This is a genomic window from Bradyrhizobium sp. CCBAU 51765, assembly GCF_015291725.1.
GTDB lineage: Bacteria > Pseudomonadota > Alphaproteobacteria > Rhizobiales > Xanthobacteraceae > Bradyrhizobium > Bradyrhizobium liaoningense.
In genome coordinates this window covers 5,076,501-5,100,528 of record NZ_CP030038.1, presented here as the reverse complement: position 1 = coordinate 5,100,528, position 24,028 = coordinate 5,076,501, and the positions used below count along the sequence as shown (strand labels likewise).

3 protein-coding genes are annotated in these 24,028 nt (G+C 65.3%); all 3 read left to right on the top strand.

The window, feature by feature from the left end; translation table 11 throughout:
* Positions 1-2: 2 nt before the first annotated feature.
* From XH96_RS24445 to XH96_RS24435, 3 genes are read left to right on the top strand one after another with little or no spacing between them, the layout of a single operon-like run.
* A complete protein-coding gene (locus XH96_RS24445; RefSeq protein WP_194388020.1) occupies positions 3-6,572 on the top strand; it encodes a non-ribosomal peptide synthetase in 6,570 nt (2,189 codons plus the stop codon).
* Complete coding sequence (locus tag XH96_RS24440; RefSeq protein ID WP_194388019.1) at positions 6,565-23,013, top strand: non-ribosomal peptide synthase/polyketide synthase; 16,449 nt, start codon at positions 6,565-6,567, stop codon at positions 23,011-23,013. The genes XH96_RS24445 and XH96_RS24440 overlap by 8 nt, the downstream gene beginning before the upstream one ends.
* On the top strand, positions 23,003-23,983 hold the full coding sequence (locus tag XH96_RS24435; RefSeq protein ID WP_194388018.1) for an alpha/beta hydrolase: 981 nt from the start codon (positions 23,003-23,005) through the stop codon (positions 23,981-23,983). Before XH96_RS24440 ends, XH96_RS24435 begins: the two co-directional genes overlap by 11 nt.
* Positions 23,984-24,028 lie beyond the last annotated feature (45 nt).

Below are 24,028 nucleotides of genomic sequence, written 5' to 3'. Positions count from 1 at the left end.
GCATGACCGAGACGGCAAAGCCGAGCTTGCGAGAGATGGATCCGGCCCAGATGAGGAGGCTGGTCTCGCTGGCCCGGGAACGCGGCCGAAATGCCGACAGGGGCAGCGCAAACGCGATTCCCGTGGTGACGCGTGGCGGCTCACTGAAGATGTCCTTTGCGCAGCAACGGCTTTGGCTGCTGGCACAACTCGACGGTACCAATTCCAGCTATCACATTCGAGGAGCATTGCGGCTCTCCGGCGAGCTCGATGTCGACGCGTTGCGTCGGAGCATCGACCGGTTGTTCGCGCGGCATGAGGCGCTGCGCAGCGTCTTTCGCGTGATCGACGAACAGCCGCGCGTGGTGCTGCTGCCCGCCGATGAACGTGTCCCGCTGCTTGAACAGGATCTGCGCGGCGGGGACGATCGCGAGCAGGAGCTCGCGCGCCTCTGGCGCGAGGAGGCTGCGACGCCGTTCGATCTCGCCAAAGGACCATTGATCCGCGGTCGGTTGATCCGAACGGCGGAGAGGGAATATCTCTTCCTGCTCACCCAACATCACATCGTCTCCGACGGCTGGTCGATCGGCGTGCTCGTGCGTGAGCTGGGTGTCCTCTACCGGGCTTTCGCCGCCGGAAAAGACGATCCCTTGCCGCCATTGGCGATCCAGTATCCGGACTATGCTGCCTGGCAGCGACAATGGCTGACGGGCGAGCGATCGCAGCGGCAGGTAGATTACTGGCGTCAGGCGCTCATGGATTCTCCTGCCGTGCTCGAATTGCCGACGGATCGGCCGCGTCCGCCGGTCAGGACCCTTACCGGGGCGTCCTTGCCGATCGAGATCGATGCGGAGCTCGCATCCGGCATCCGGCGACTGAGCCAGTCGCATCGCGCCAGCCCGTTCATGATCGTGCTGGCGGCCTGGGCGGTTGTGCTGTCGAGGCTTTCCGGGCAGACGGATATCGTCATCGGAACGCCGACGGCCAATCGAAACAGGCCCGAGATCGAGGGCCTGATCGGATTCTTCGTCAACATGCTGGCTGTCCGCATCGATCTTTCGGCCGAGCCCAGCGTCGCCGAACTGCTTCGTCGCGTGCGCACTGCCGCGCTTGCCGCGCAGGATCATCAGGATCTGCCGTTCGAGCAGGTCGTCGAAATCGCCCAGCCGCTTCGGGCACGGGAGCATACACCGGTCTTTCAGGTCGCGTTCGCCTGGCAGAGCAACGAGACGGGGACTCTCGAGTTGCCGGGGCTCAAGGCCGAGACCGCCGATATCCCGCTCCAACAGGTCAGGTTCGATCTGGAGCTTGATCTGGGCGAGTTGGGCGGACGTATCGTCGGCTCCCTGAACTATGCGACCGCGTTGTTCGACGAAGCGACGATCAGGCGCCATCGGGACTATTTGTTGTCCGTCCTGCGTGCGATGGTTGCGGATGCGGACCAAACGGTCGATCGCATCGATATCATTGGTGCTGCGGAGCGTGGACGCGTTCTCGACATATGGAATGAGACCACCGCGCCAATTCCCGCGGAAAGCTGCATTCATGAATTGTTTGCGGAGCAGGTGAGAAGGGCGCCGGAGGCCGTCGCCCTGGTGTATGATGACGTCCGCCTGAGCTATGGTGACCTCGATGCCAAAGCGGGCCAGCTTGCGCGGCACCTGATGGCCTTAGGCGTGGTGCCGGATCAGCCCGTCGCAATCTGCCTGCCGCGCGGCATCACCATGGTCATGAGCCTGTTGGCCGTGCTGAAGGCGGGCGGGGCCTATCTGCCGCTCGATCCCGCCTATCCGGCAGAGCGGCTGCGTCAGATCGTCGACGATGCCGAGCCGCGCGTGCTGATAGCCGACGAGGCGAGAAGGGCGATATTCCCGGATGGGGCCTTTGAGGTCGTCGATCCCGAGGCGAATGCCTCCATCGTCACAACGCAGGCGCCATGCGATCCGGGCGGCCTTGTCGAAGGATTGACGTCGCGTAGCCTCGCCTACATCATCTACACCTCCGGCTCGACTGGCCGGCCGAAAGGGGTGATGGTCGAGCATCGCGGCCTGGTGAATCTGGCGCTCGCGCAACGGACGCTGTTCGAGGTCAATTCGCACAGCCGCGTCGTGCAGTTTGCCTCGTTCAGCTTCGATGCCAGCATCTGGGAAATCGTCATGGCGCTGTGCTCGGGCGCCTCGTTGTTTCTGGCTGGCCCGCGCGAGCATCAGGACATCTCGGAATTGCTCGGCTATCTCACGGACAACGCGATCACGCATGCGACCCTGCCGCCGGCGATGCTGCACGGGCGCACCGATCTCGACCGCTTGGCCTCGCTGCGGGTTCTTGTTCTTGCCGGTGAGTTGCCCAAGACCGAGCTGATCATGCGATTACCTCCTGGCATCGCCGTCTTCAATGGTTACGGGCCGACGGAAGCAACGGTCTGCGCCACGAGCTGGTTGCGGCCACCGGGTTTTGATGGTGATGCAGCCCCGATCGGCCGTCCGTTGCCGAATGCGCGAATCTATCTTCTGGACCGGTTTGGGGCGCCCGTTCCACTCGGCGCGGTGGGCGAAATTTGCATTGGCGGAATCGGTGTTGCGCGCGGTTATCTCAATCGCGCTGACCTGACGGCCGAGCGCTTCGTGCGCGATCCCTTCCACGGCGATCCAGATGCGCGCATGTATCGCACCGGTGATCTCGGGCGTTATCTGCCGGACGGCAATGTCGCGTTCGTTGGTCGCAATGATCAGCAGGTCAAGATCCGCGGCTTTCGCGTCGAGCTCGGCGAGATCGAGTTTCGGCTGAACGAGCACGCCGACGTGGCCGATTCCGTCGTGCTGGCTCAGCGTGATCGTAGCGGCGACATGCGGCTGATTGCCTATGTGGCCGCGCGTCGCGGTAACAGCGTGGGGCTCGACGCCGGTGAATTTGCCGGCGCGATGCGCGATCACCTGCGTACGTGCTTGCCGGACTACATGTTGCCATCAGCGTTCGTGCGCCTCGATGCACTGCCGCTCACGCCAAATGGCAAGGTCGACCGCAAGGCGCTGCCAGCGCCGGAGGACGATGCGTTTGCGCGGCGCCGTTTCGAACCGCCGCGGGGCGATGCTGAGCAGATCGTCGCGAATGTTTGGGCCGAGCTCCTGGGCGTCGATCGCGTTGGACGCAGCGACCACTTCTTCGAGCTCGGCGGCCACTCGCTGCTCGCCGTCCGCATGCTGGAGCGGCTGCAGCGGCACGGGCTGAGAACGGACGCGCGCGCGCTGTTCGCAAAGCCGATTCTGGCAGACTTTGCTGCCGGCCTTGGTGGCGACGGAGCAGTCGACGTTCCCGTCAACCGGATCACCCCGCAGACGAAGGCGATCACGTCCGAATTGTTGCCGCTGATCGCATTGACGCAATCCGACATCGACAGCATCGTGGCCAGCGTTCCAGGCGGCGTTGCCAACATCCAGGACATTTACGGCCTGTCGCCGCTTCAGGATGGTATCCTCTTTCACCATCTGCTGTCGAAAGAGGGCGATCCGTATCTGCTGGTCGGCCGGATGGCATTTGAAAGCCGCGACCTGCTCGATCGCTATCTCGACGCTGTCCGCCATGTAGTCGACCGCCACGACATTCTGCGAACGTCCATCGTGTGGAACGGCTTGTCCATGCCGGCACAGGTGGTTTGGCGGCAGGCTCCGCTGGTTGTCAGCGAGGTCGTGCTGGATGGCGAAGGTCCCGCGGTTGAGCAGCTCGTGCGACGGTTCGACCCGCGTCTCCATCGGATCGATCTCGGTCAGCCACCGCTGCTGAGATTTGCAATTGCCGCCGATCCCGAGGGTGGGCGCTGGCTGCTCTTGGTGCTGCTGCACCACTTGATCGGCGACCACTCCACGCTGGAGGTGATGCATGACGAGGTCTGGAAGATCTTGTCGGGACGTAGTCATGAGTTGCCGCGGCCATATCCGTTCCGCAATCTGGTGGCGCAGTCACGCGGCTCGGTGGCGACCGCGGAGCACGAGCGTTTCTTCCGCGGCATGCTCGCCGACATCGATGAGCCGACCACGCCATTTGGACTGGACCGGGTGCACGGGGACGGTGGGGGCGTTGCGGAAGCCCGACGAATACTGCCCGAACAATTGGCCGCAAGGCTTCGTGCTCAGGCTCGGCGACTGGGCGTCAGCCTGGCCAGCCTTTGTCATCTCGCCTGGGGGCAGGTGGTGGCACGAACCAGCGGGCGCGAGCACGTCGTGTTCGGGACGGTCCTGTTCGGTCGCATGCAGGCCGGCGCCGGCGGCGATCGCACCATGGGCCTGTTCATCAACACCTTGCCGCTGCGGCTCGATCTCGATGATAGGGCGGTCGAGGACAGCGTTCGAAATGCACATGATCGGTTGACCGAGCTGATGGCGCACGAGCACGCCTCGCTGGCGCTCGCGCAAAGATGTAGCGGCGTTGCGGCCCCGGCGCCCCTGTTCAGCTCGATCCTCAATTATCGACACAATGCAATGCCGGCCGATTTGGCCGACGACGGGGACGGCTCGGGCATCGAATGGCTTGGTGGCGAGGAGCGCACGAATTATCCATTGATGCTGGCCGTCGAGGACTATGGCCGGGCGCTCGGGCTGACGGCTCAGATCGTCCGTCCGCTCTCGCCTGACCGCATCTGCGCCTTGATGCAGCAGGCGCTCGATCGATTGGCCGAAGCACTGGAACGTTCGCCGCGCGCGCCGGTCCGAGGCCTCGACATCCTGCCTGCAGAGGAGCGCCGGCTCTTGCTGGAGGCGTGGAATCGGAGTCGAGCGCATTATCCGCTAGACCTCCCGTTGGTCGCGCAGTTCGAGGCGCAGGTCCGGACGTCGCCGGAAGCGATCGCGCTGGTGTTCGGCGAGACGGAGCTGAATTACGCCGCACTGAATGCGCGTGCCAACCGGCTGGCGCGGCGCTTGCGCGATCGCGGCGTTGGGACCGACGTGGTGGTCGGGCTGGCGCTCGACCGGGGCGTCGAGATGCTGGTGGCACTGCTCGCCGTGCTCAAGGCAGGTGGGGCCTATCTGCCGCTCGATCCGGATTACCCGCCGGAGCGGCTGGCGCACATGCTGCGCGACAGCGGCGCGGCGCTGGTGCTGACGCAGACGGACTTGCACGATCAGTTCGCCGCCGTGCTGGAGGAGACCGGTGCCGAGGCCTGGCTGCTCGACGCTTCGGATGGTGAGGGCGGAGATGCCGGCAATCTCGATGTCGCCGTTCACGGCGAGAGCCTCGCCTATGTGATCTACACCTCGGGCTCGACCGGCCTGCCCAAGGGCGTGACGGTCCGCCACGACGCCGTGACCAATTTCCTGGCGACCATGGCGGAGCGGCCCGGCATGACCGCAAGCGACCGGGTACTCGGCCTGACCTCGTTGTCCTTCGACATCGCGGTCCTCGAACTGTGGCTGCCGCTGACGATCGGCGCCTGCGTGGTGCTGGCCGATCGTGCGGCGGCGCATGATCCGAGCAGGCTCAAGGCGATCGTGGAGCGACACGGCGTGTCCCTGATCCAGGCCACGCCGTCGACCTGGCGGATGCTGTTCGATCACGCAGGTCCTTCGCTGCCGGCAAGCTGCCGGGTGCTGTGCGGCGGCGAGGCGCTGCCGCCGGATCTGGCGCGGCGGCTGGTGGAGCAGGCCGGCGAGGTCTGGAACCTGTATGGCCCGACCGAGACCACGGTGTGGTCGGCCCGCCATCGGCTCGATGCGGCGGACGATCGTCCGCTGCTGGGCGGCCCGATCGGCAACACCACGCTTTATGTTCTCGACGGCGATCTCAACCTGGCGCCGGTCGGCATTTCCGGCGAGCTCTACATCGGGGGCGCCGGGCTGGCGCGGGGCTATTGGCGGCGCGGGGCACTGACGGCCGAGCGCTTCATCCCCGACCCGTTCGGTCCGCCGGGCGCGCGGCTGTACCGGACCGGCGACGTGGCGCGGTGGCGCTCCGATGGCGTGCTCGACTATGTCGGCCGAGCCGACCACCAGGTGAAGATCCGCGGCTTCCGCATCGAACTCGGCGAGATCGAGGCGCGGCTACAGGCGCAGCAGGGCGTGCGTGCAGCCGTGGTCGTGGCGCGCGAGGCCGGCGCCGGCCGCCAGCTGGTCGGCTATGTCAGCGGCGAGGCGTTGGATGGTGCGGCGCTCAAGACGGCCTTGTCCTCGGTGTTGCCGGATTACATGGTGCCGGCACGGATCATGGTGCTGGAGCGCCTGCCACTGACGCCGAACGGCAAGATCGACCGCAAGGCGCTGCCGGCGCCGGATCAGCTCACAGCTTCCGCCGAGCACGTCGCGCCACGCACGCCGGCCGAGGCGGCGCTGGCTGCAATCTGGGCCGATCTGCTGCGCCAGCCCAACATCGGGGTCACCGACAATTTCTTCGAGCTCGGCGGGGATTCCCTGATCGCCGTTCAGCTCGTCAGCCGCATCAAGCGCGATCTCGGCTACGACCTGCCGCTCAACCGTCTGTTCGACATGACGACTGTTGAAGCCATGGCGGCTGCGTTGGGCCTGGAGGACGAAACCGCCAAGCGGGGCGACGATATCGCCGCGATGCTCGACATGTTGAAGGAAGTCGAACTGTCCGATGAGTGACACGGCAACCACGCAAAAGCAGCAGCTACGCGACATTTCACGGCGCCTGATGCGCCTCGATGCTGGCAAGCAGCGCGCGTTCCTCTCTCAGCTTGCGGTGAAGGGCGTCAACCTCGCCATGCTGCCCATCGTGCGCCAGGAGCGCAAACGGGCGCCGCTGTCCTTTGCGCAATCCCGCCTCTGGTTCCTGTGGCGGATGGACCCGGGCAGTGCCGCTTACAACATCTCGGCGACGGTGCGCGTGCGTGGCACGCTGAACCCGCACGCGGTGCAACAGGCGTTCGATGCGCTCGTCGCCCGCCACGCTGCACTTCGCACGGTATTTCGGCAGGAAGGCGAGATCGCCGAGCAATGCATATGCGACCCGCGGCCCGTCGTATTGCGGCAGGTGTCGCTCGACGGCGATGACCGCGAGGGACAGGCGCGCTTGCTGGCGCGGCGAGAAGCTTCGCTGCCGTTCGATCTCGAAGCCGGCCCGCTCATGCGTGCGGCGTTGCTGACGTTGGACGAGAGCGACCATTTCCTCGTCGTCAGTCTGCACCATATCGTCACCGACGGCTGGTCGATGGGCGTGCTGGTCGACGAATTCTGGAAGCTGTACGCGGCATTCGCGCACGGTGAAACGCACGCTCTACCGGAGCCGGAGATCGATTGTGCCGACTATGCCGAATGGCAGCGGCTCTGGATGAGTGCGGTCGACGGAACGCGGCAGGCCGATTACTGGACCAAGCGTCTTGCCGATCCGGCCGTGCTCCAGCTGCCGATCGACCGGGCGCGGCCGGCGGTCCCCGATCTTGCGGGAGCCGCACGCCACGTTCCGCTCGATCCGGTATTGGCCGCTGGCTTGCGCGCTCTGGCGCGGCGACACCGTACGACACTGTTTGTTGTCATGCTGGCGAGCTTCAAACTGCTGCTTTATCGCTACACCGGCCAGTCCGACATCAACATCGGTGTGCCCGTCGCCAATCGGCACCGCGACGAAACACGCGACGTGATCGGCTTGTTCGTCAACACCCTGGTGATTCGTACGCAGATCGGCGGCCGCGCGGCGATCGCCGACTTCATCGGGGCGGTCCACTCGGCCACGGTAGAGGCACAGGAGAACCAGGACCTTCCGTTCGAGCGGTTGCTCGAGATCCTCCAGCCAACGCGCAGCCTGAGCCAGAATCCGCTCTTTCAGGTCCTCTACAATCACCAGCACCGTCGGGCCTCGGGCAATCCACCTGATCGGACCGGCCTTCAGATCGAAAAGATCGACGCCGACGTTGACACGGTTAAGTTCGATCTCGCGCTCGATACCGAAGAGGGGCCGTGGGGCGAAATCCGCGCGATCTTTACTTACGCGAAGGCGCTGTTCGAGGCCTCAACGATCGAGCGCCTTGCCACGCATTGGACCACGATACTGAAGGCGATGGTTGCCGACGACATGCAATCGATCGCCGAAGTGGCGCTGCTTTCCGAACAGGAACTGGAGAGGCTGCGCCAGTGGAACGATGGGGATGGTGGAACGACCGGTACACCGTTCATGCCGGTTCACCGGACTGTCGCACGGCTGGCGACCGAAACGCCCGATGCGCCGGCGCTTGTCTTCGGCGAGGATGAAATCACCTATGCCGAGCTCAACCGGCGCGCCAATCGCCTCGCACACCATCTGATGCACCTGGGCGTCAGTCCCTCCGACCTCGTCGGCATCTCGGCGCGACGCTCACCACATCTCATCGTGGCCCTGCTCGCAATCTTGAAGACGGGGGCCGCCTATCTGCCGCTCGATCCCGAGCATCCAGCGAGGCGACAGGTCGGGACCATGCGTGACGCCGGGGCGCGCGTCGTACTGGTTGACGCGGCTGGTTCGGCGCTGACCCCGTCGCCGCCCGGCATCGAGATCGTTCACCTCGGTGGGATCGACCTCGCGGGGGAGAGCGAAAGCGATCCGGAGATTGCGCTGGCTGCGACCAGCCTTGCCTATGTGATCTACACCTCGGGCTCCACCGGTATCCCGAAAGGCGTCGCGGTCGAGCACGGCCCGTTCGCGATGCATTGTGAGGTGACGGCCCGGCTCTACGACATGGACCGGCACTCGCGCGAACTGCACTTCCTATCCTTCACCTTCGATGGAGCACATGAGCGGCTTTGGACCGCACTGACCTGCGGCGCCGCACTGGTGATGCGCGATGCAGATTTATGGTCGGCCGAGCAGACCCTCGATGTCCTGCGCCGGCAACGCGTCACCAATGCCGGCTTCCCGCCCGCCTATCTACAACAGCTCGCCGAATTCGCGATGTGGCGTGGCGATCCACCGCCGGTGGAACTCTACTCGTTCGGCGGCGAGGCGATGCCCAAAGCCGGCTTCGACAAGGTCAAGCGCGCGCTCAAGCCGCGCACATTGATCAACGGTTATGGCCCAACCGAAACCGTGGTGACGCCGCTGGTCTGGAAAGTCGATGCCAGCGAGGAGATTGACGGCAATTACGCGCCGATCGGTCATCCGGTGGGGCGCCGCGCGGCCTATATTCTGGACAATGATCTCAATGTAGTGCCGGTCGGCGTGGTCGGCGAGCTGTTCATCGGCGGCGAGGGACTGGCGCGCGGCTACTGGCGGCGTGCCGAGCTGACGGCTGAACGCTTCGTCCCAGATCCATTCGGTACGCCGGGCGCACGGCTTTATCGCACAGGAGATTTGGCGCGGTGGCGCGCCGACGGGGTGATCGAATATGTCGGCCGCTCCGACCACCAGGTGAAGATCCGCGGCTTCAGAATTGAGCTCGGCGAGATCGAAGCATGGCTGATGCGGCAAGCCGGGGTGCGGTCGGCTGTCGTCGTTGCCCGCGAAACGGGCGCCAGCCGTCAGCTGGTCGGCTATGTCGCCGGCGATGGACCGTTCGACGAAGCGACGATGCGCGCGGCACTTGCGGACGAGCTGCCTGACTACATGGTGCCTTCCCGCATTATGCGGCTCGAACGGCTGCCGCTCACCGCCCACGGCAAGGTCGATCGCGACGCCCTGCCGGCGCCCGAAACACCCTTAGCAACCGCTGCTCATGTCGCGCCGCGCACGCCGGCCGAGACGGTGCTCGCTGCGATCTGGGCTGAGCTGCTCGGCCAGCCCGTAATCGGTGTCGAGGACAATTTCTTCGAGCTCGGTGGCGATTCCATCATCTCGTTGCAATTGGTCGGCCGCGCCCGCCAGGCGGGACTGCTGATCGAGCCGCGTGACGTCTTCCGGCATCAGACCTTGCAGGATCTGGCGCGCGTCGCGCGGCGTGAAAGCAAGGCGGAAGATGTCGTCGTCGAAGGCGATATCGAGGGCCGCGAGCATCCGCTGCTACCGATCCAGCTGCGTTTCTTCGGTGAGGACGCAGGGGACCGCCACCACTGGAACCAGGCTGTCCTGTTGAGACCGAAGTCGCGGCTCGATTGGCGATTTGTCGAGCGCACGGTCGGTGCTCTCGTCGCTCATCACGCGGCCTTGCGCCTGCGCTTCGAGAACATGGATGGCACATGGCGTGCGATCTATGGCGCAACGCCGCCAATGTCGGAGCTGCTGTGGATTCGCAACGACGTCCGCGACGCTGCCGCAGTCACGAAAGTCGCTTCTGAAGCCCAGGCCAGCCTCTCGCTGGCCGGACCGTTGCTGCGCGTGGTCGGTATGGACATCGCGGACGGCAGCCAGCGGCTTCTGGTGGTGGTGCATCACCTCGTCATCGACGGCGTGTCATGGCGCGTGCTGCTCGAGGATTTTGCGACGGCATACGATCAGCTTCGGCAGGGCGCGGCTTCCGTCACGCTGGCGGGGAGCGAGCTCTATGCATCTTGGGGTGCGAGGTTGCAGGCCTATGCAACGACCGACGAGCTGGTTGCCGAGTTCGGCTATTGGCTTGATCGAGGAGCGCACGCCGCGTTTCCCTGCGACGATGATCATGGCGACATCGACCGGGTTGCGGACGGTGAGGAAATCCTACTGACGTTCGACGCAGAACTGACGATGCGGCTCCTGAAGGAGGCGCCATCCGCCTATCGCACCCAGGTCAATGATCTCCTGCTGGCGGCGCTTGCTCGGGCAGTCTCGCGCTGGGGCGCGATTGATGATGTTGTCGTCGAGCTCGAAGGGCACGGCCGGGAGGATATCTTCGCAGGCATGGACGTGTCCCGCACCATTGGCTGGTTCACCACAGCGTTTCCAGTGCGCTTGCGGGCCGACTCCGGTGACGACGCTGCGCTAATAAAATCGGTCAAGGAGGAGCTTCGCGCCGTTCCCAACCGCGGGCTGGGCTATGGCGTCCTGCGCCATCTCGGCACGGAGGCGCAGCGCAGCGCGCTTGAGGCGCTGCCTGAGCCGCACATCGTCTTCAACTATCTTGGCCAGTTCGATTCCAGCATGGGCGGGAACAACCCGTTCCAGCTCGCGGCCGAGAGCTCCGGGCCGACGCGCAGCGACAGCGCGCCGCTTGGCCGCTGGGTGAGCGTCAATGGCCAGGTCGGCGAAGGGCAGTTGCGCCTGTCGTTCAGCTATGGCCGCAGGCGTTACCGGCGGGCAACGGTCGAACGTCTCGCAGAGCATTATGCTGCGGCCTTACGCGAACTCGTCGCGCATTGCACGGATGGCGCGCGCGGCGTGACGCCGTCGGACTTCGCGTTGTCGGACCTGAGCCAGGCTGATCTCGATGCGCTGGTCGCAACGATCGACTGTCGCGAGATCGAGGACATCTATCCGCTGTCGCCGATGCAGCAGGGCATGCTGTTCCACGCTCTGCGTGATGGCGAAAGTGGCAATTACGTCAACCAGATCGGCCTGGAGATCCGTGGCCTCGATGCTGGCAGGCTGCGTGCGGCCTGGCACGAGGTCAGCTTGCGGCATGCAGTGTTGCGAACCGGATTTGCGTGGCGTGAGCTGTCGGGGGCGGCACAGCAGGTGGTCTATCGCTCTGCGCATTTGCCGTTCGAGGAAGAGGACTGGCGCACGCGGGCGGCCGCCAGGGACGATGAAGAGCTCCGGGCCGCGTTGGCGCGCGCCGCGCAAGCCGAGCGCGCCGGGGCATTCGACTTGTCGCAGGCGCCGTTGCAGCGGGTGCGGCTGATCAGGCTCGACGAGACACGCCGCTGGCTGATCTGGACGCATCACCATATCCTGCTTGACGGCTGGAGCGCGGCGCGCCTGCTGGCCGAGATCCTGCAGCACGAACGCGGCGAGCGGCTGCCTGCTGTGCGGGGCCGCTACCGCGACTATATCCAGTGGCTGCAGAAGCAGGACCGCGAGTCGTCGACATCGTTCTGGCGCACCGCGCTGGCAGAATTGGATGAGCCCAGTGTCCTGGCGGCCACGCTGAGAGGACCTGCAATCAAGGGCGATTCCGGCCACGACTCGCTTGACATGCTTCTCACAGCCGAGCTGACGGCAGGCTTGCAAGCGTTCGCGAGGCGCGAGCGCGTCACACTCAACACGTTGGTGCAAGGTGCGTGGGCGCAGTTGCTGCGTCGTCACACCGGCCAGCGCGCGGTCTGTTTCGGCGCGACGGTCTCCGGCCGACCCGCCGAGATCAGTGGCGTCGAGGACATGGTCGGCCTGTTCATCAACACGCTGCCCATCGTCGATCAGGCAAACCCGCAGGAGGAGGTGGGGGCGTGGCTACGCGAGCTCCAGGCGCGCAACATGGATCTGCGTGATCACGGCTGGATGCCGCTTTATGAAATTCAACGTCTTGCCGGGCGCTCCGGGCGTGCGCTGTTCGACAATATCCTCGTGTTCGAGAACTACCCGATCGATCAGGTGCTGCGAGACGAAAGCGGGAGCGGCAGCCGGTTCGGCCGGGTCGAGCAGGTCTCGATCACCAATTATGCGTTGACGCTGGCGGTGTTCGCCAAGTCCGACGGCATCAATCTGGGCTTTCGCTACGACCGCGGCCGCTTTGACGACGATCAGATAAGGCATCTGCAAGCCTCGCTGTCGCAGCTGCTGGTCAGGATCATGGAGGACGGGTCTCGTCCGCTTGGCGTGCTCGAGAGCCTCGATGCCGACGAGACCCAGAAGGTGCTCGGTTGGAGCGGCTGCGTTGAGCGGGCTCCGAAGTCTCGTGAGAGTATCGTCGCGCAGATTGAAGCACGGGCCGAGGCGTCGCCGTCGTCGGTCGCGTTGGTTTTCGGCGACCGCGAGATCAGTTATGGCGCGCTGAATGCGCGCGCCAATCGCCTGGCGTGGCGGCTGCGAGATCATGGGATCGGTCGCGACCGGCTGGTCGGCTTGGCGCTTGAGCGAAGCATTGAGCTGGTCGTCGGCGTCCTGGCCGTTCTGAAGGCCGGCGGCGCCTATCTGCCGCTCGATCCGGACTATCCGTCCGATCGCCTCCTTCACATGCTGCGTGACAGCGGAACAGCGTTGGTGCTGACCCAGGAGCGGCTCTTGACGCATTTGGCGCCTGTGATCGCGGATGCGAATGCCGAATCCTGGTCCATCGATGGAGAGGACGAAGCTCGCATCGAGGTCTGCGCTGGTATTCCCGATGCAACGCTCCATCCGGACAGTCTGGCCTATGTGATGTACACATCGGGATCGACCGGCGTGCCGAAGGGCGTGGCCTGTTCTCATCGCGCGCTTGGTGCGCGGCTTGGCTGGATGCAGGCGGAATATCGCCTCGACGCCAGGGAGACCTTCCTGCACAAGACGCCATTCAGCTTCGATGTCTCTGTCTGGGAAATCCTGTGGCCGCTTGCGACCGGCGCGCGGCTTGCGATCGCGGCTCCGGGGGCGCATCGCGAGCCGCGGCGTCTCGTGGAGGCCGTCATAGCCCATGACGTGACGACGCTGCATTTCGTGCCTCAGATGCTCGAGCATTTCGTGGCCGAGCCCGGCGCAGCGCGCTGCACCTCGCTCAAGCGCCTGTTCGCGGGCGGCGAAGCGCTGTCGCTCGACCTGATGACGCGCGTGCTCGCGACGTTCCCTGGCGTCCGGTTCGACAATCGCTACGGTCCGACCGAAGCCTTGATCAACGCGACCTACTGGACCTGTCGTGATGAAGGTGCGGCGCGCGTGCCGATCGGACGGCCCATCCCCGGCGTGACGATCCGTATCCTCGACACTGATCTGAACCTGGTGCCGACGGGAGTAACCGGCGAGCTGTTCATAGGCGGGGCAGGTTTGGCGCGGGGCTATTGGCGTCGCGCGAGTCTGACGGCAGAGCGCTTCATTCCCGATCCTTTCGGTGAGACGGGCGAGCGGCTCTATCGGTCGGGAGATCTGGCGCGCTGGCGGACCGATGGTGCGATCGACTTCGTCGGGCGTGCGGATCATCAGATCAAGATTCGCGGCTTCCGCATCGAGCTCGGTGAGATCGAGGCGCGGCTGCTCAAGCAGCCCGGCGTCCGCTCGGCGGTCGTGGTGGCGCGAGAGATCGGCGCCGGCCGCCAGCTGGTCGGCTACGTCAGCGGCACGGGTGAACTGGAGGAGGCGGGGCTGCGGACGGCGCTGTCGTCCGTCCTGCCCGATTACATGGTGCCCCCGAGAATTGCGGTGCTGGAACGGCTGCCCTTGATGCCAAGCGGCAAGGTGGATCGCCACGCGCTGCCGGCGCCCGACATGATCCATGGGAATGCGGAGCACCAGGCGCCACGCACGCCCGCCGAGATCGCCTTTGCGGCGATTTGGGCCGAGCTGCTCGGCCAGCCAGCCGTCAGCCTCCGCGACAATTTCTTCGAGCTCGGGGGCGATTCCATCATCTCGCTCCAGATGGTGAGCCGCGCCCGGCGCGCTGGATACCTGATCGAACCGCGCGACGTGTTTCAGCATCAGACGCTGGAGGCGCTCGCGCTCGCGGCGCGGATCGAGCAGCCCACGGAGACGCTCGCCGATCAAGGGGCGGTCACCGGCCCGCATCGGCTCTTGCCGATTCAGTGCCGCTTCTTTGCGGAGGACATGGAAAATCGGGATCATTGGAATCAGGCGGTGCTGCTGCAGCCGAGAGATCGTCTCGACTGGGACGTGATGCGGCGCGCGCTCAGCGCCGTGGTCGATCATCACGACGCGCTGCGCCTCCACTTCGAAGAGAGCCAAGACGGCTGGCGTGCCGAGTACGGTGTTCCTCCAGCCGCGGACGTACTGTTCTGGGTTCGGCAGGCGGCCGACCGCGATGCTATGACTGCGCTGGCATCGTCGGCGCAGGAGAGCCTGTCGCTCTCCAGCGGAGCGCTGTTGCGAGCGGTCGGCATCGATGTCGCCGATGGCAGCCAGCGCTTTCTGGTCGTGATCCACCATCTGGTCGTCGACGGCGTATCATGGCGAATTCTGCTGGAGGACATCGCCTCTGCGTACACCCAGCTTGCGCAAGGTGATGCGACTGTCACGCTTCCGCCCAAGACCCACGCTTACGCGCTGTGGGGACAGCGCTTGCGGGCCCACGCAACGTCGCCTCAATTGGCGAGGGAACTACCTTACTGGACCGGCCGCCATGCGGGTGCGGACATTCCTTGCGACGACGATCATGATGGCGTCGACCGCATTGCAGATGCCGATGAGGTCCTGCTGACGTTCGAAAGCGAGTGGACACGGCGGCTGCTCGCGGAAGCTCCGTCGGCTTATCGCACGCAGATCAACGATCTTCTTCTTGCCGGCCTCGCACGGGCTGTTTGGAGGTGGTGCGGACAGGACGACGTCCTCGTCGAGCTGGAAGGTCATGGCCGCGAGCACCTGTCCGGCGATCTCGACCTCTCGCGCACGGTTGGCTGGTTCACGACAGCTTTTCCCGTGCGATTGGCCGGTGGCTCGCAAGAGTCCTCGCTGTTGATCAAGTCGGTGAAGGAGGAGCTTCGTGGCATTCCCGGCCGTGGGCTCGGCTACGGCGTGTTGCGCTATCTCGGCTCGGAGGAGCAACGCACGGCGCTGTCGCATGTTGCCGATCCGAAGATCGCCTTCAACTATTTGGGCCAGATCGACGGCAGTGACGCTGAAGCGGCGCTGTTCGCGATGGCGGCGGAAAGCGCCGGTCCATCCCGCGATGCCTTGAGCCCGCTGCGACGCTGGCTGAGCGTGAACGGCACGGTGCGCGATGGTCGGTTGGTTCTATCGTTCGGCTTCGGCCGCAAGCGGTATCGGCGCGAGACCGTCGAGCGATTGGCCGCGCTGTACGAGGCTGCGTTGCGCGAGCTGGTCGATCACTGCATCGGCGGCGCCTGTGGCCTGACGCCATCCGACGTGGTGTTGTCGGCACTGAGTCAGGCCGAACTCGACAGGCTTGCGCTCGACTGGCGCGAGATCGAGGACATTTATCCATTGTCGCCGATGCAGCAGGGCATGTTGTTCCATGCGATGCATGACGGCGAGAGCGGGCTCTACGTCAACCAGGTCGCGGCGGAGATCCGCGGGCTGGAAGCCGGAAAGCTGCACCGCGCCTGGCAGGCAGCCAGCGATCGTCACGCAGCGCTGCGGACGGGATTTGTCTGGCGTGACCTGTCCGGCGCGCCGCAACAGGTCGTCTATCGCCGGGCCGAAGTGCCCTTTGTTGAAGATGACTGGCGTGAACGAATTGAAGGGTGGGATCAGGCACGGTTGGACGCGGCGCTGGTCGACGTCTCGCGGCAGGAGCAGGCCGCAGGGTTCGACTTGTCGCGACCGCCCTTGCAGCGCGTCCGGTTGATCCGGCTAGGAGAATACCGGCATTGGCTGATCTGGACGCATCACCACATCCTGCTCGACGGGTGGAGCTCGGCGCGGCTGATCGCCGAGGTGATGCAGCATAACGGCGAGGGACGTCTCCCGGCGTTGCAGCATCGTTACCGCGACTACATCGCGTGGCTGAAGGGCCGTGACAGCGACGCACCGGCAAGGTTCTGGCGCGATGCGACGGCTGGGCTGGACGAGCCAAGTTTCCTGAGTGAAAGCCTGGCCGAACGCACAGAACCGCAGTCGCCGGACCACGGCTCGCTTTCGCTGGAGCTGGATCCTGCCCTGACCGGAAGGTTGCAGCAATTTTCCGCGCGCGAGCGCGTCACGATGAACACGCTGGTGCAGGCGGCGTGGGCGCAATTGCTGCGTCAGCATACCGGGCAGGCAGCAGTTTGCTTCGGTGTCACCGTGTCGGGCAGGCCGCCTGAGCTTGCCGGCGCTGAAGAGATGGTCGGCCTGTTCATCAACACTCTGCCGGTCATTGACGATGTCAGCCCAGAGCGGAAGATTGGAGTATGGCTGCGCGAGTTGCAGGATCGCAATTTGGCCGTGCGCGAGTTCGGTTCGACGCCGCTCTATGAGATACAGCGCCTGGCAGGGCGGCCCGGACGGCCGCTGTTCGATACCATCCTGGTGTTCGAGAATTACCCCGTCGATCGCGCGCTGATCGGAAAGAGCCGGCAGATCCAAGTCGGAGAGACCAGGATCGTCGAGACCAGCAACTATCCGTTGTTTGCAAGCGTCGGCGTGGATGAGCGCCTGCGTCTCGTCTTCAACTATCAGCGCAAGCATTTCGACGAGGCACAGATCGCACGGCTGCAGCGAACCTTTGTACGGCTGATCGAGGCGCTGAGCATCGATGCCGATCGACCAGTCGGCATGATCGCGGCCCGCGATCCCGCGGATGACGTCCTGCTCGCACGGGTGAACGACACGCGCCGGGATGAACCGCGCGAGGGGATCATTGCGCAATTCGAGACACAGGTCCGGACGTCGCCGGAAGCGATCGCGCTGGTGTTTGGCGAGACGGAGCTGAGTTACGCCGCACTGAATGCGCGTGCCAACCGGCTGGCGCGGCGCTTGCGCGATCGCGGCGTCGGGACCGACGTGGTGGTCGGGCTGGCGCTCGACCGGGGCGTCGAGATGCTGGTCGCACTGCTCGCCGTGCTCAAGGCAGGTGGGGCCTATCTGCCGCTCGATCCGGATTACCCGCCCGAGCGGCTGGCGCACATGCTGCGCGACAGCGGCGCGGCGCTGGTGCTGACGCAGACGGACTTGCACGATCAGTTCGCCGCCGTGCTGGAGGAGACCGGTGCCGAGGCCTGGCTGCTCGACGCTTCAGATGGTGAGGGCGGAGATGCCGGCAATCTCGATGTCGCCGTTCACGGCGAGAGCCTCGCCTATGTGATCTACACCTCGGGCTCGACCGGCCTGCCCAAGGGCGTGACGGTCCGCCACGACGCCGTGACCAATTTCCTGGCGACCATGGCGGAGCGGCCCGGCATGACCGCAAGCGACCGGGTACTCGGCCTGACCTCGTTGTCCTTCGACATCGCGGTCCTCGAACTGTGGCTGCCGCTGACGATCGGCGCCTGCGTGGTGCTGGCCGATCGTGCGGCGGCGCATGATCCGAGCAGGCTCAAGGCGATCGTGGAGCGACACGGCGTGTCCCTGATCCAGGCCACGCCGTCGACCTGGCGGATGCTGTTCGATCACGCAGGTCCTTCGCTGCCGGCAAGCTGCCGGGTGCTGTGCGGCGGCGAGGCGCTGCCGCCGGATCTGGCGCGGCGGCTGGTGGAGCAGGCCGGCGAGGTCTGGAACCTGTATGGCCCGACCGAGACCACGGTGTGGTCGGCCCGCCATCGGCTCGATGCGGCGGACGATCGTCCGCTGCTGGGCGGCCCGATCGGCAACACCACGCTTTATGTTCTCGACGGCGATCTCAACCTGGCGCCGGTCGGCATTTCCGGCGAGCTCTACATCGGGGGCGCCGGGCTGGCGCGGGGCTATTGGCGGCGCGGGGCACTGACGGCCGAGCGCTTCATCCCCGACCCGTTCGGTCCGCCGGGCGCGCGGCTGTACCGGACCGGCGACGTGGCGCGGTGGCGCTCCGATGGCGTGCTCGACTATGTCGGCCGAGCCGACCACCAGGTGAAGATCCGCGGCTTCCGCATCGAACTCGGCGAGATCGAGGCGCGGCTACAGGCGCAGCAGGGCGTGCGTGCAGCCGTGGTCGTGGCGCGCGAGGCCGGCGCCGGCCGCCAGCTGGTCGGCTATGTCAGCGGCGAGGCGTTGGATGGTGCGGCGCTCAAGACGGCCTTGTCCTCGGTGTTGCCGGATTACATGGTGCCGGCACGGATCATGGTGCTGGAGCGCCTGCCACTGACGCCGAACGGCAAGATCGACCGCAAGGCGCTGCCGGCGCCGGATCAGCTCACAGCTTCCGCCGAGCACGTCGCGCCACGCACGCCGGCCGAGGCGGCGCTGGCTGCAATCTGGGCCGATCTGCTGCGCCAGCCCAACATCGGGGTCACCGACAATTTCTTCGAGCTCGGCGGGGATTCCATCATCTCGCTGCAGATGGTGAGCCGCGCGCGGCGCGAAGGCGTGCTCATTGAGCCACGCGACGTGTTCCGGCATCAGACCATCGAGGCGCTGATTGCGTCGTGCCGCGAGGTCGGCCCCGGCAAAGGCGCCGCGGCGTCGGAGCGCGGTTCGCTTGCGGGACTTTCGGTCGAGCTGCTCGAACTCGACCGGGACGGCATCGAGGACGTCTATCCGTTGTCGCCGATGCAGCAGGGCATGCTGTTTCACAGCCTGCGCGATGCCGGCAGCGGCGTCTATGTCAACCAGGTCAGTGTCGAGATCCGGGGTCTCGATCCGGAGCGGCTCGGCAGAGCGTGGCGCGAGGTCAGCGCGCGTCATCAGATGCTTCGGACCGGCTTCCTGTGGCGGGAGTTCTCCGGTTCTCCGCTGCAAGTCGTCTATCGCGATGCCATCGCTCCGTTCGAGCAGGAAGACTGGCGTGGGCAGGCGGTCAGTGATGAACGGGTTGCGGCTGCCCTTGCCGATGAGCGCGCCGCCGAGTTCGATCTCCAGGCGCCGCCGCTCCAGCGGGTGCGGCTGCTGCAGCTCCAGGACGACCTGTACCGACTGATCTGGACATATCATCACATCCTGATGGATGGCTGGAGCTCGGCCAGGTTCGTCGGCGAAGTCCTGGATTGCTACTATGGCGGTACGCCTTCCGCGAACACGACCCGCTACCGCGACTACATCGCCTGGCTGCTGGCGCAGGATACAAAGGCAGCCGAAGGGTTCTGGCGCGAGCAGCTCAAAAGCTTCGACCAGCCCACGCAGCTCGCCGACGCCTTCGGCCTGCGCCGCTATGAGGCGTCCGGCCACGAACGCTGTTACACTCGTCTAGGAGAGAGGGCGACCGCGGAGCTGAAGGCGTTCGCGCGCCGCGAGCGGGTTACGTTGAACACCATCGTCCAAGGCGTGTGGGCGCTGCTGCTGCAGCGCTATACGGGCCAGAGCACCGTGACGTTCGGCGTGACAGTGGCCGGTCGGCCGGCCGATCTCGACGGATCGCAGCAGATGCTCGGGCTCTTCATCAATACGCTGCCCGTGATCGAAACGCTTCCGCCCGCCAGCACCATCGGAGAATGGCTGCGCGCGCTCCAGGACCGAAACTCGGCGATCCGGGACTACGAGCACACGCCGCTCTACGACATCCAGGGCTGGGCCGGCCGCGCCGGCCAGACGATGTTCGACAGCATCATCGTCTTCGAGAACTATCCGATCGAACGCAGCATGCATCGCGGCGACGGCGCTTTGCAGTTCAGCGGTCTGAAGAATGTCGACGTGACGAACTATCCGATGGATCTGTCGGTGCTCGTCGAAGATACAATCCAGGTCGAATACACCTATATGCCGAGCCATTTCACGGCCGTGCAGGCGGCGCAGATCAAGGCGCAGTTCGAGCATTTGCTAACGGCTCTGACGCGGGACGCAATGGCTCTGCTCGGCAATCTTGATCCCGTCACGGAGTTCGACGGCGCACTGGCAGATCGCTGCAATCGGAATGCCGCGGCGAGTGCTCCGCTGCCGCTGGTGCATGAGGCGATCAGCAGTCACGCGCAGCGTCATCCAGAGCGGACGGCGTTGACCATAGGCAGCACGGTACTTTCGTTCGGGGACCTCGAACGCAGGGCCAACCGTCTGGCCCATCATCTGGTCGCCCGCGGGCTCAAACCCGAGCAACGCATCGGCGTGGTCGTCGAGCGAACCGAATCCACGATGATCGCACTGCTGGCTGTCCTCAAGGCAGGCGGAGCTTACGTTCCGATCGATCCCGAGCTTCCATCGGAGCGGCGTGCGTTCGTCATGCGTGATGCGGAGATCGCGTTCCTGTTGACGGCACAGCTCAGCATCGAGGACAGCCCGGATGGCGCCGAACGGATCTCGCTGTCCACGTTCGATTTCGGCGCAGGACCCGACCATCCGCCGCAACCTGACCTGCATCCTGAAAACCTTGCCTATCTGATCTATACCTCGGGCTCGACGGGGACACCAAAGGGTGTCGCCGTCGCCCATGGGCCGCTGGCGATGCACTGTCACGTCACGGGCGGTCTCTACGAGATCGACGAAAGCTCGTGCGAGCTGCATTTCCTGTCGCTGGCCTTCGATGGCGCTCATGAGCGCTGGCTGACGGTTCTGTCGCACGGCGCGCGGCTACTGATGCGCGACGCCGAATTGTGGACGCCGGAGCAGACGGTCGAAAACCTGCACGCCCATTACGTCAGCCATATCGGATTGCCGCCGGCCTACCTCCAGCAGGTCGCGGAATGCGTCGAGCAGAACGGCAACCCGCCGCCGGTCAAGCTCTATTCGTTCGGCGGCGAGGCAATGCCGAAGGCTGGGTTCGACAAGATCAGGCGCGTTCTCAAGCCCCGCATCCTGATCAATGGCTACGGCCCGACCGAAACCGTGGTCACGCCGCTGGTCTGGAAGGTCGACGGTGCGGGCGAATGCGACACGCCCTATGCGCCGATCGGCGTTCCGGTCGGTGACCGCCGCGCTTACATTCTCGATGGAGCACTCGACATCATTCCAGCGGGTGTCGCCGGCGAACTCTATTTGGGCGGCTTCGGGCTGGCGCGCGGCTATCACGCTAAGGCCGGCATGACTGCGGAGCGCTTCGTGCCTGATCCGTTCTCGACGGTGCCGGGCGCCCGGCTGTACCGCACCGGCGATCTGGCGCGATGGCGCAATGACGGAACCGTCGAATATCTCGGGCGCAGCGATGATCAGGTCAAGGTCAACGGCTTCCGGATCGAGCTCGGAGAGATCCAGACCTCGCTGCTCCGTCACGAGGCGATCGCGCAGGCGGCGGTGGTGGCAGTCCCAAACGCGGCTGGAAATCAGCTCATCGCCTATGTCGCGCCGAAGGTGGCACGCGACGCCGCGCCAGGTGCGGCCGAAGCGCTGGTCGACCGGTTGACCGACTTCCTGAGGCGGATCCTGCCGGCCTATATGGTGCCGGCTCGCATCATGGTGCTGGAGCGGCTGCCGACATTGTCGAGCGGCAAGATCGACCGTCGTGCGTTGCCGGCTCCCGATGCGTCGATACGCAGCTTCGTTGCGCCGCAGGGCCCAGCCGAGACAGCGATGGCCAACCTGTGGTCGGACATTCTGCAAGTGCCGCAGGTCGGCGTCACCGACAATTTCTTCGAGCTCGGTGGCAATTCGATCCTGTGTCTCAAGGTCGTGGCGCGGCTCCGCCAGGACAAGGCGTTCGGGATCGAGATCAAGCTGCGCGATCTGCTTCAGAAGCCGACGATCAGTGCGCTGCTCGCCGGCAGCGCCTCTACGGGCTCTGCCGTCGCTGCGGCACCGTCGGCGCTGCTAGCGCTGAATGCTGCGGTTGCCGGCGACAATCCCGTGTTCTGTTTGCATGGTGGCTTCGGCACGGTCTTCGACTATGGACCGTTGGCGCGCCGCCTCGAAGGGTATCGGCAGGTGGTTGGGTTGCAGTCGAGAATGTTGGTCGATCCAACCTGGACCGACAACTCGCTCGAAGCAATGGCCATGGACTATGCGGCCGAGATCAGGCGGATGCAGCCGCGTGGCCCCTACAGCCTGATCGGTTGGTCGCTGGGAGGGCTGTTGGCCGGTCTCGTTGCGGTGGAGCTCGAACGCAGCGGTGAGCGGGTCGAACGTCTTGCCATGGTCGACAGCTTCGTGCCGCGGCAGCCGGACGGATCGAGCCGGCCGGTAGCGATCGCCCACTGGGCGGATGATCTCGCTGGATTGCTGTCGGCGGTTCTTCCGGCGGCTGCGGCCTCTCGGATCAAGGCGCAAGTCGAGGCAGCGAAGCGTGCTGACTTGCCGGAGACTCCTGAGAGCATTCGCGATCTGGTCGCGGCCGTCGTCGAGAAGGGCGGGAGCGTGAGGGCAGATGATGCGTCGCTAGGCGCGGACGATTTGTCCGCCGCCTTCGCTGTCGGACGACATCTGAACAGGCTGGCGCAGAACACCACGCTGCCGCGCGGCCTCGAAGCCACGCCGCTCTGCTGGTGGACGTCGGCTCGTCTGGTGCAGCGCGCTCGGCTGGAACTGCAGCTGCCGAAGGCGACCGATCGCGGCGTCGCAGGCCACAACCATTTCACGATCCTGAAGGAGGCCGGCCTTCTCGATGAGATCTGCGATCTGCTCGTGCCTGCATCGGCATCGACGATCGCACAAGATACCGTTCCGGAACCGGCGGAGTTAGCCCTTGAGCCTTGATCCTGATATTGCAGCATTGCTCGAGATGGTTCAGGCCGGCGCCGAAAGCGGCGCGCGAACTCCGTTTCCGCAATTGACCGCCGTGCAGGCGAGGGCGGATTTCGATGCATCCTCGCCGCTGCTCGATGTCGATCCGCCGGCGCTTCCCCATGAGCGCCGTCTCTCGCTGCCGACGCGGGATGGCGCTGTGATCGAGGCGCGGCTCTATGCGAGCGAGGCGCCGAGCGATCGCCCTCCGATGCCGGTACTTCTGTATATGCATGGCGGCGGTTTCGTCGTTGGCAGCCTGGATTCGCATCAGCCATTGTGCCGCGGCCTCGCCGAGGACAGTGGCGCGGCCGTGCTGTCGGTCGGTTACAGGCTCGCGCCGGAACACAAATTTCCGACGGCTTTCGAAGATGCGGTCGATGCGCTGACCTGGATTGGCCGCGAGGGCCGAGCAATAGGGCTCGATGGCCGCCTTGTTGCTGTCGGCGGCGACAGCGCCGGCGGGACGCTTGCCGCCGCTCTCGCGATCGAGGCGAAGACAAACAAGGACCTTCCGCAGCCAGTGCTTCAGGTTCTCGCCTATCCCGGCCTCAGCTCGCGGCAGACCTCCTCGTCCTATGAACGATATGGTACAGGCCATCTCCTGGAACGCAGCACCGTCGACTGGTTCTTCCGGCAGTATCTGCGCGATGAGTCAGATCGCGACGATTGGCGCTTTGCACCGCTCGCCGCGAGGGATTTGTCGGGCCTCGCTCCCGCATTCATTGTCCTCGCCGAGTTCGATCCTCTGGTGGATGAAGGGCGCGACTATGCGGCGCGGTTGGCGGCGGCCGGCGTTCCGGTCGATCTGCGCGTCTATCCCGGCATGATCCATGAATTCCTGCGCATGGGGAATGTCGTGGCCGATGCCTTGCAAGCGAGGGCGGCGATCGGGCAGGCGCTGGCCAATGCATTTCGTTCCGGTGGCGAAAGGGCAGCTTGATATGGAAACGCGGCGCGAACGAGGGTATGTCATGACTGTCATTGT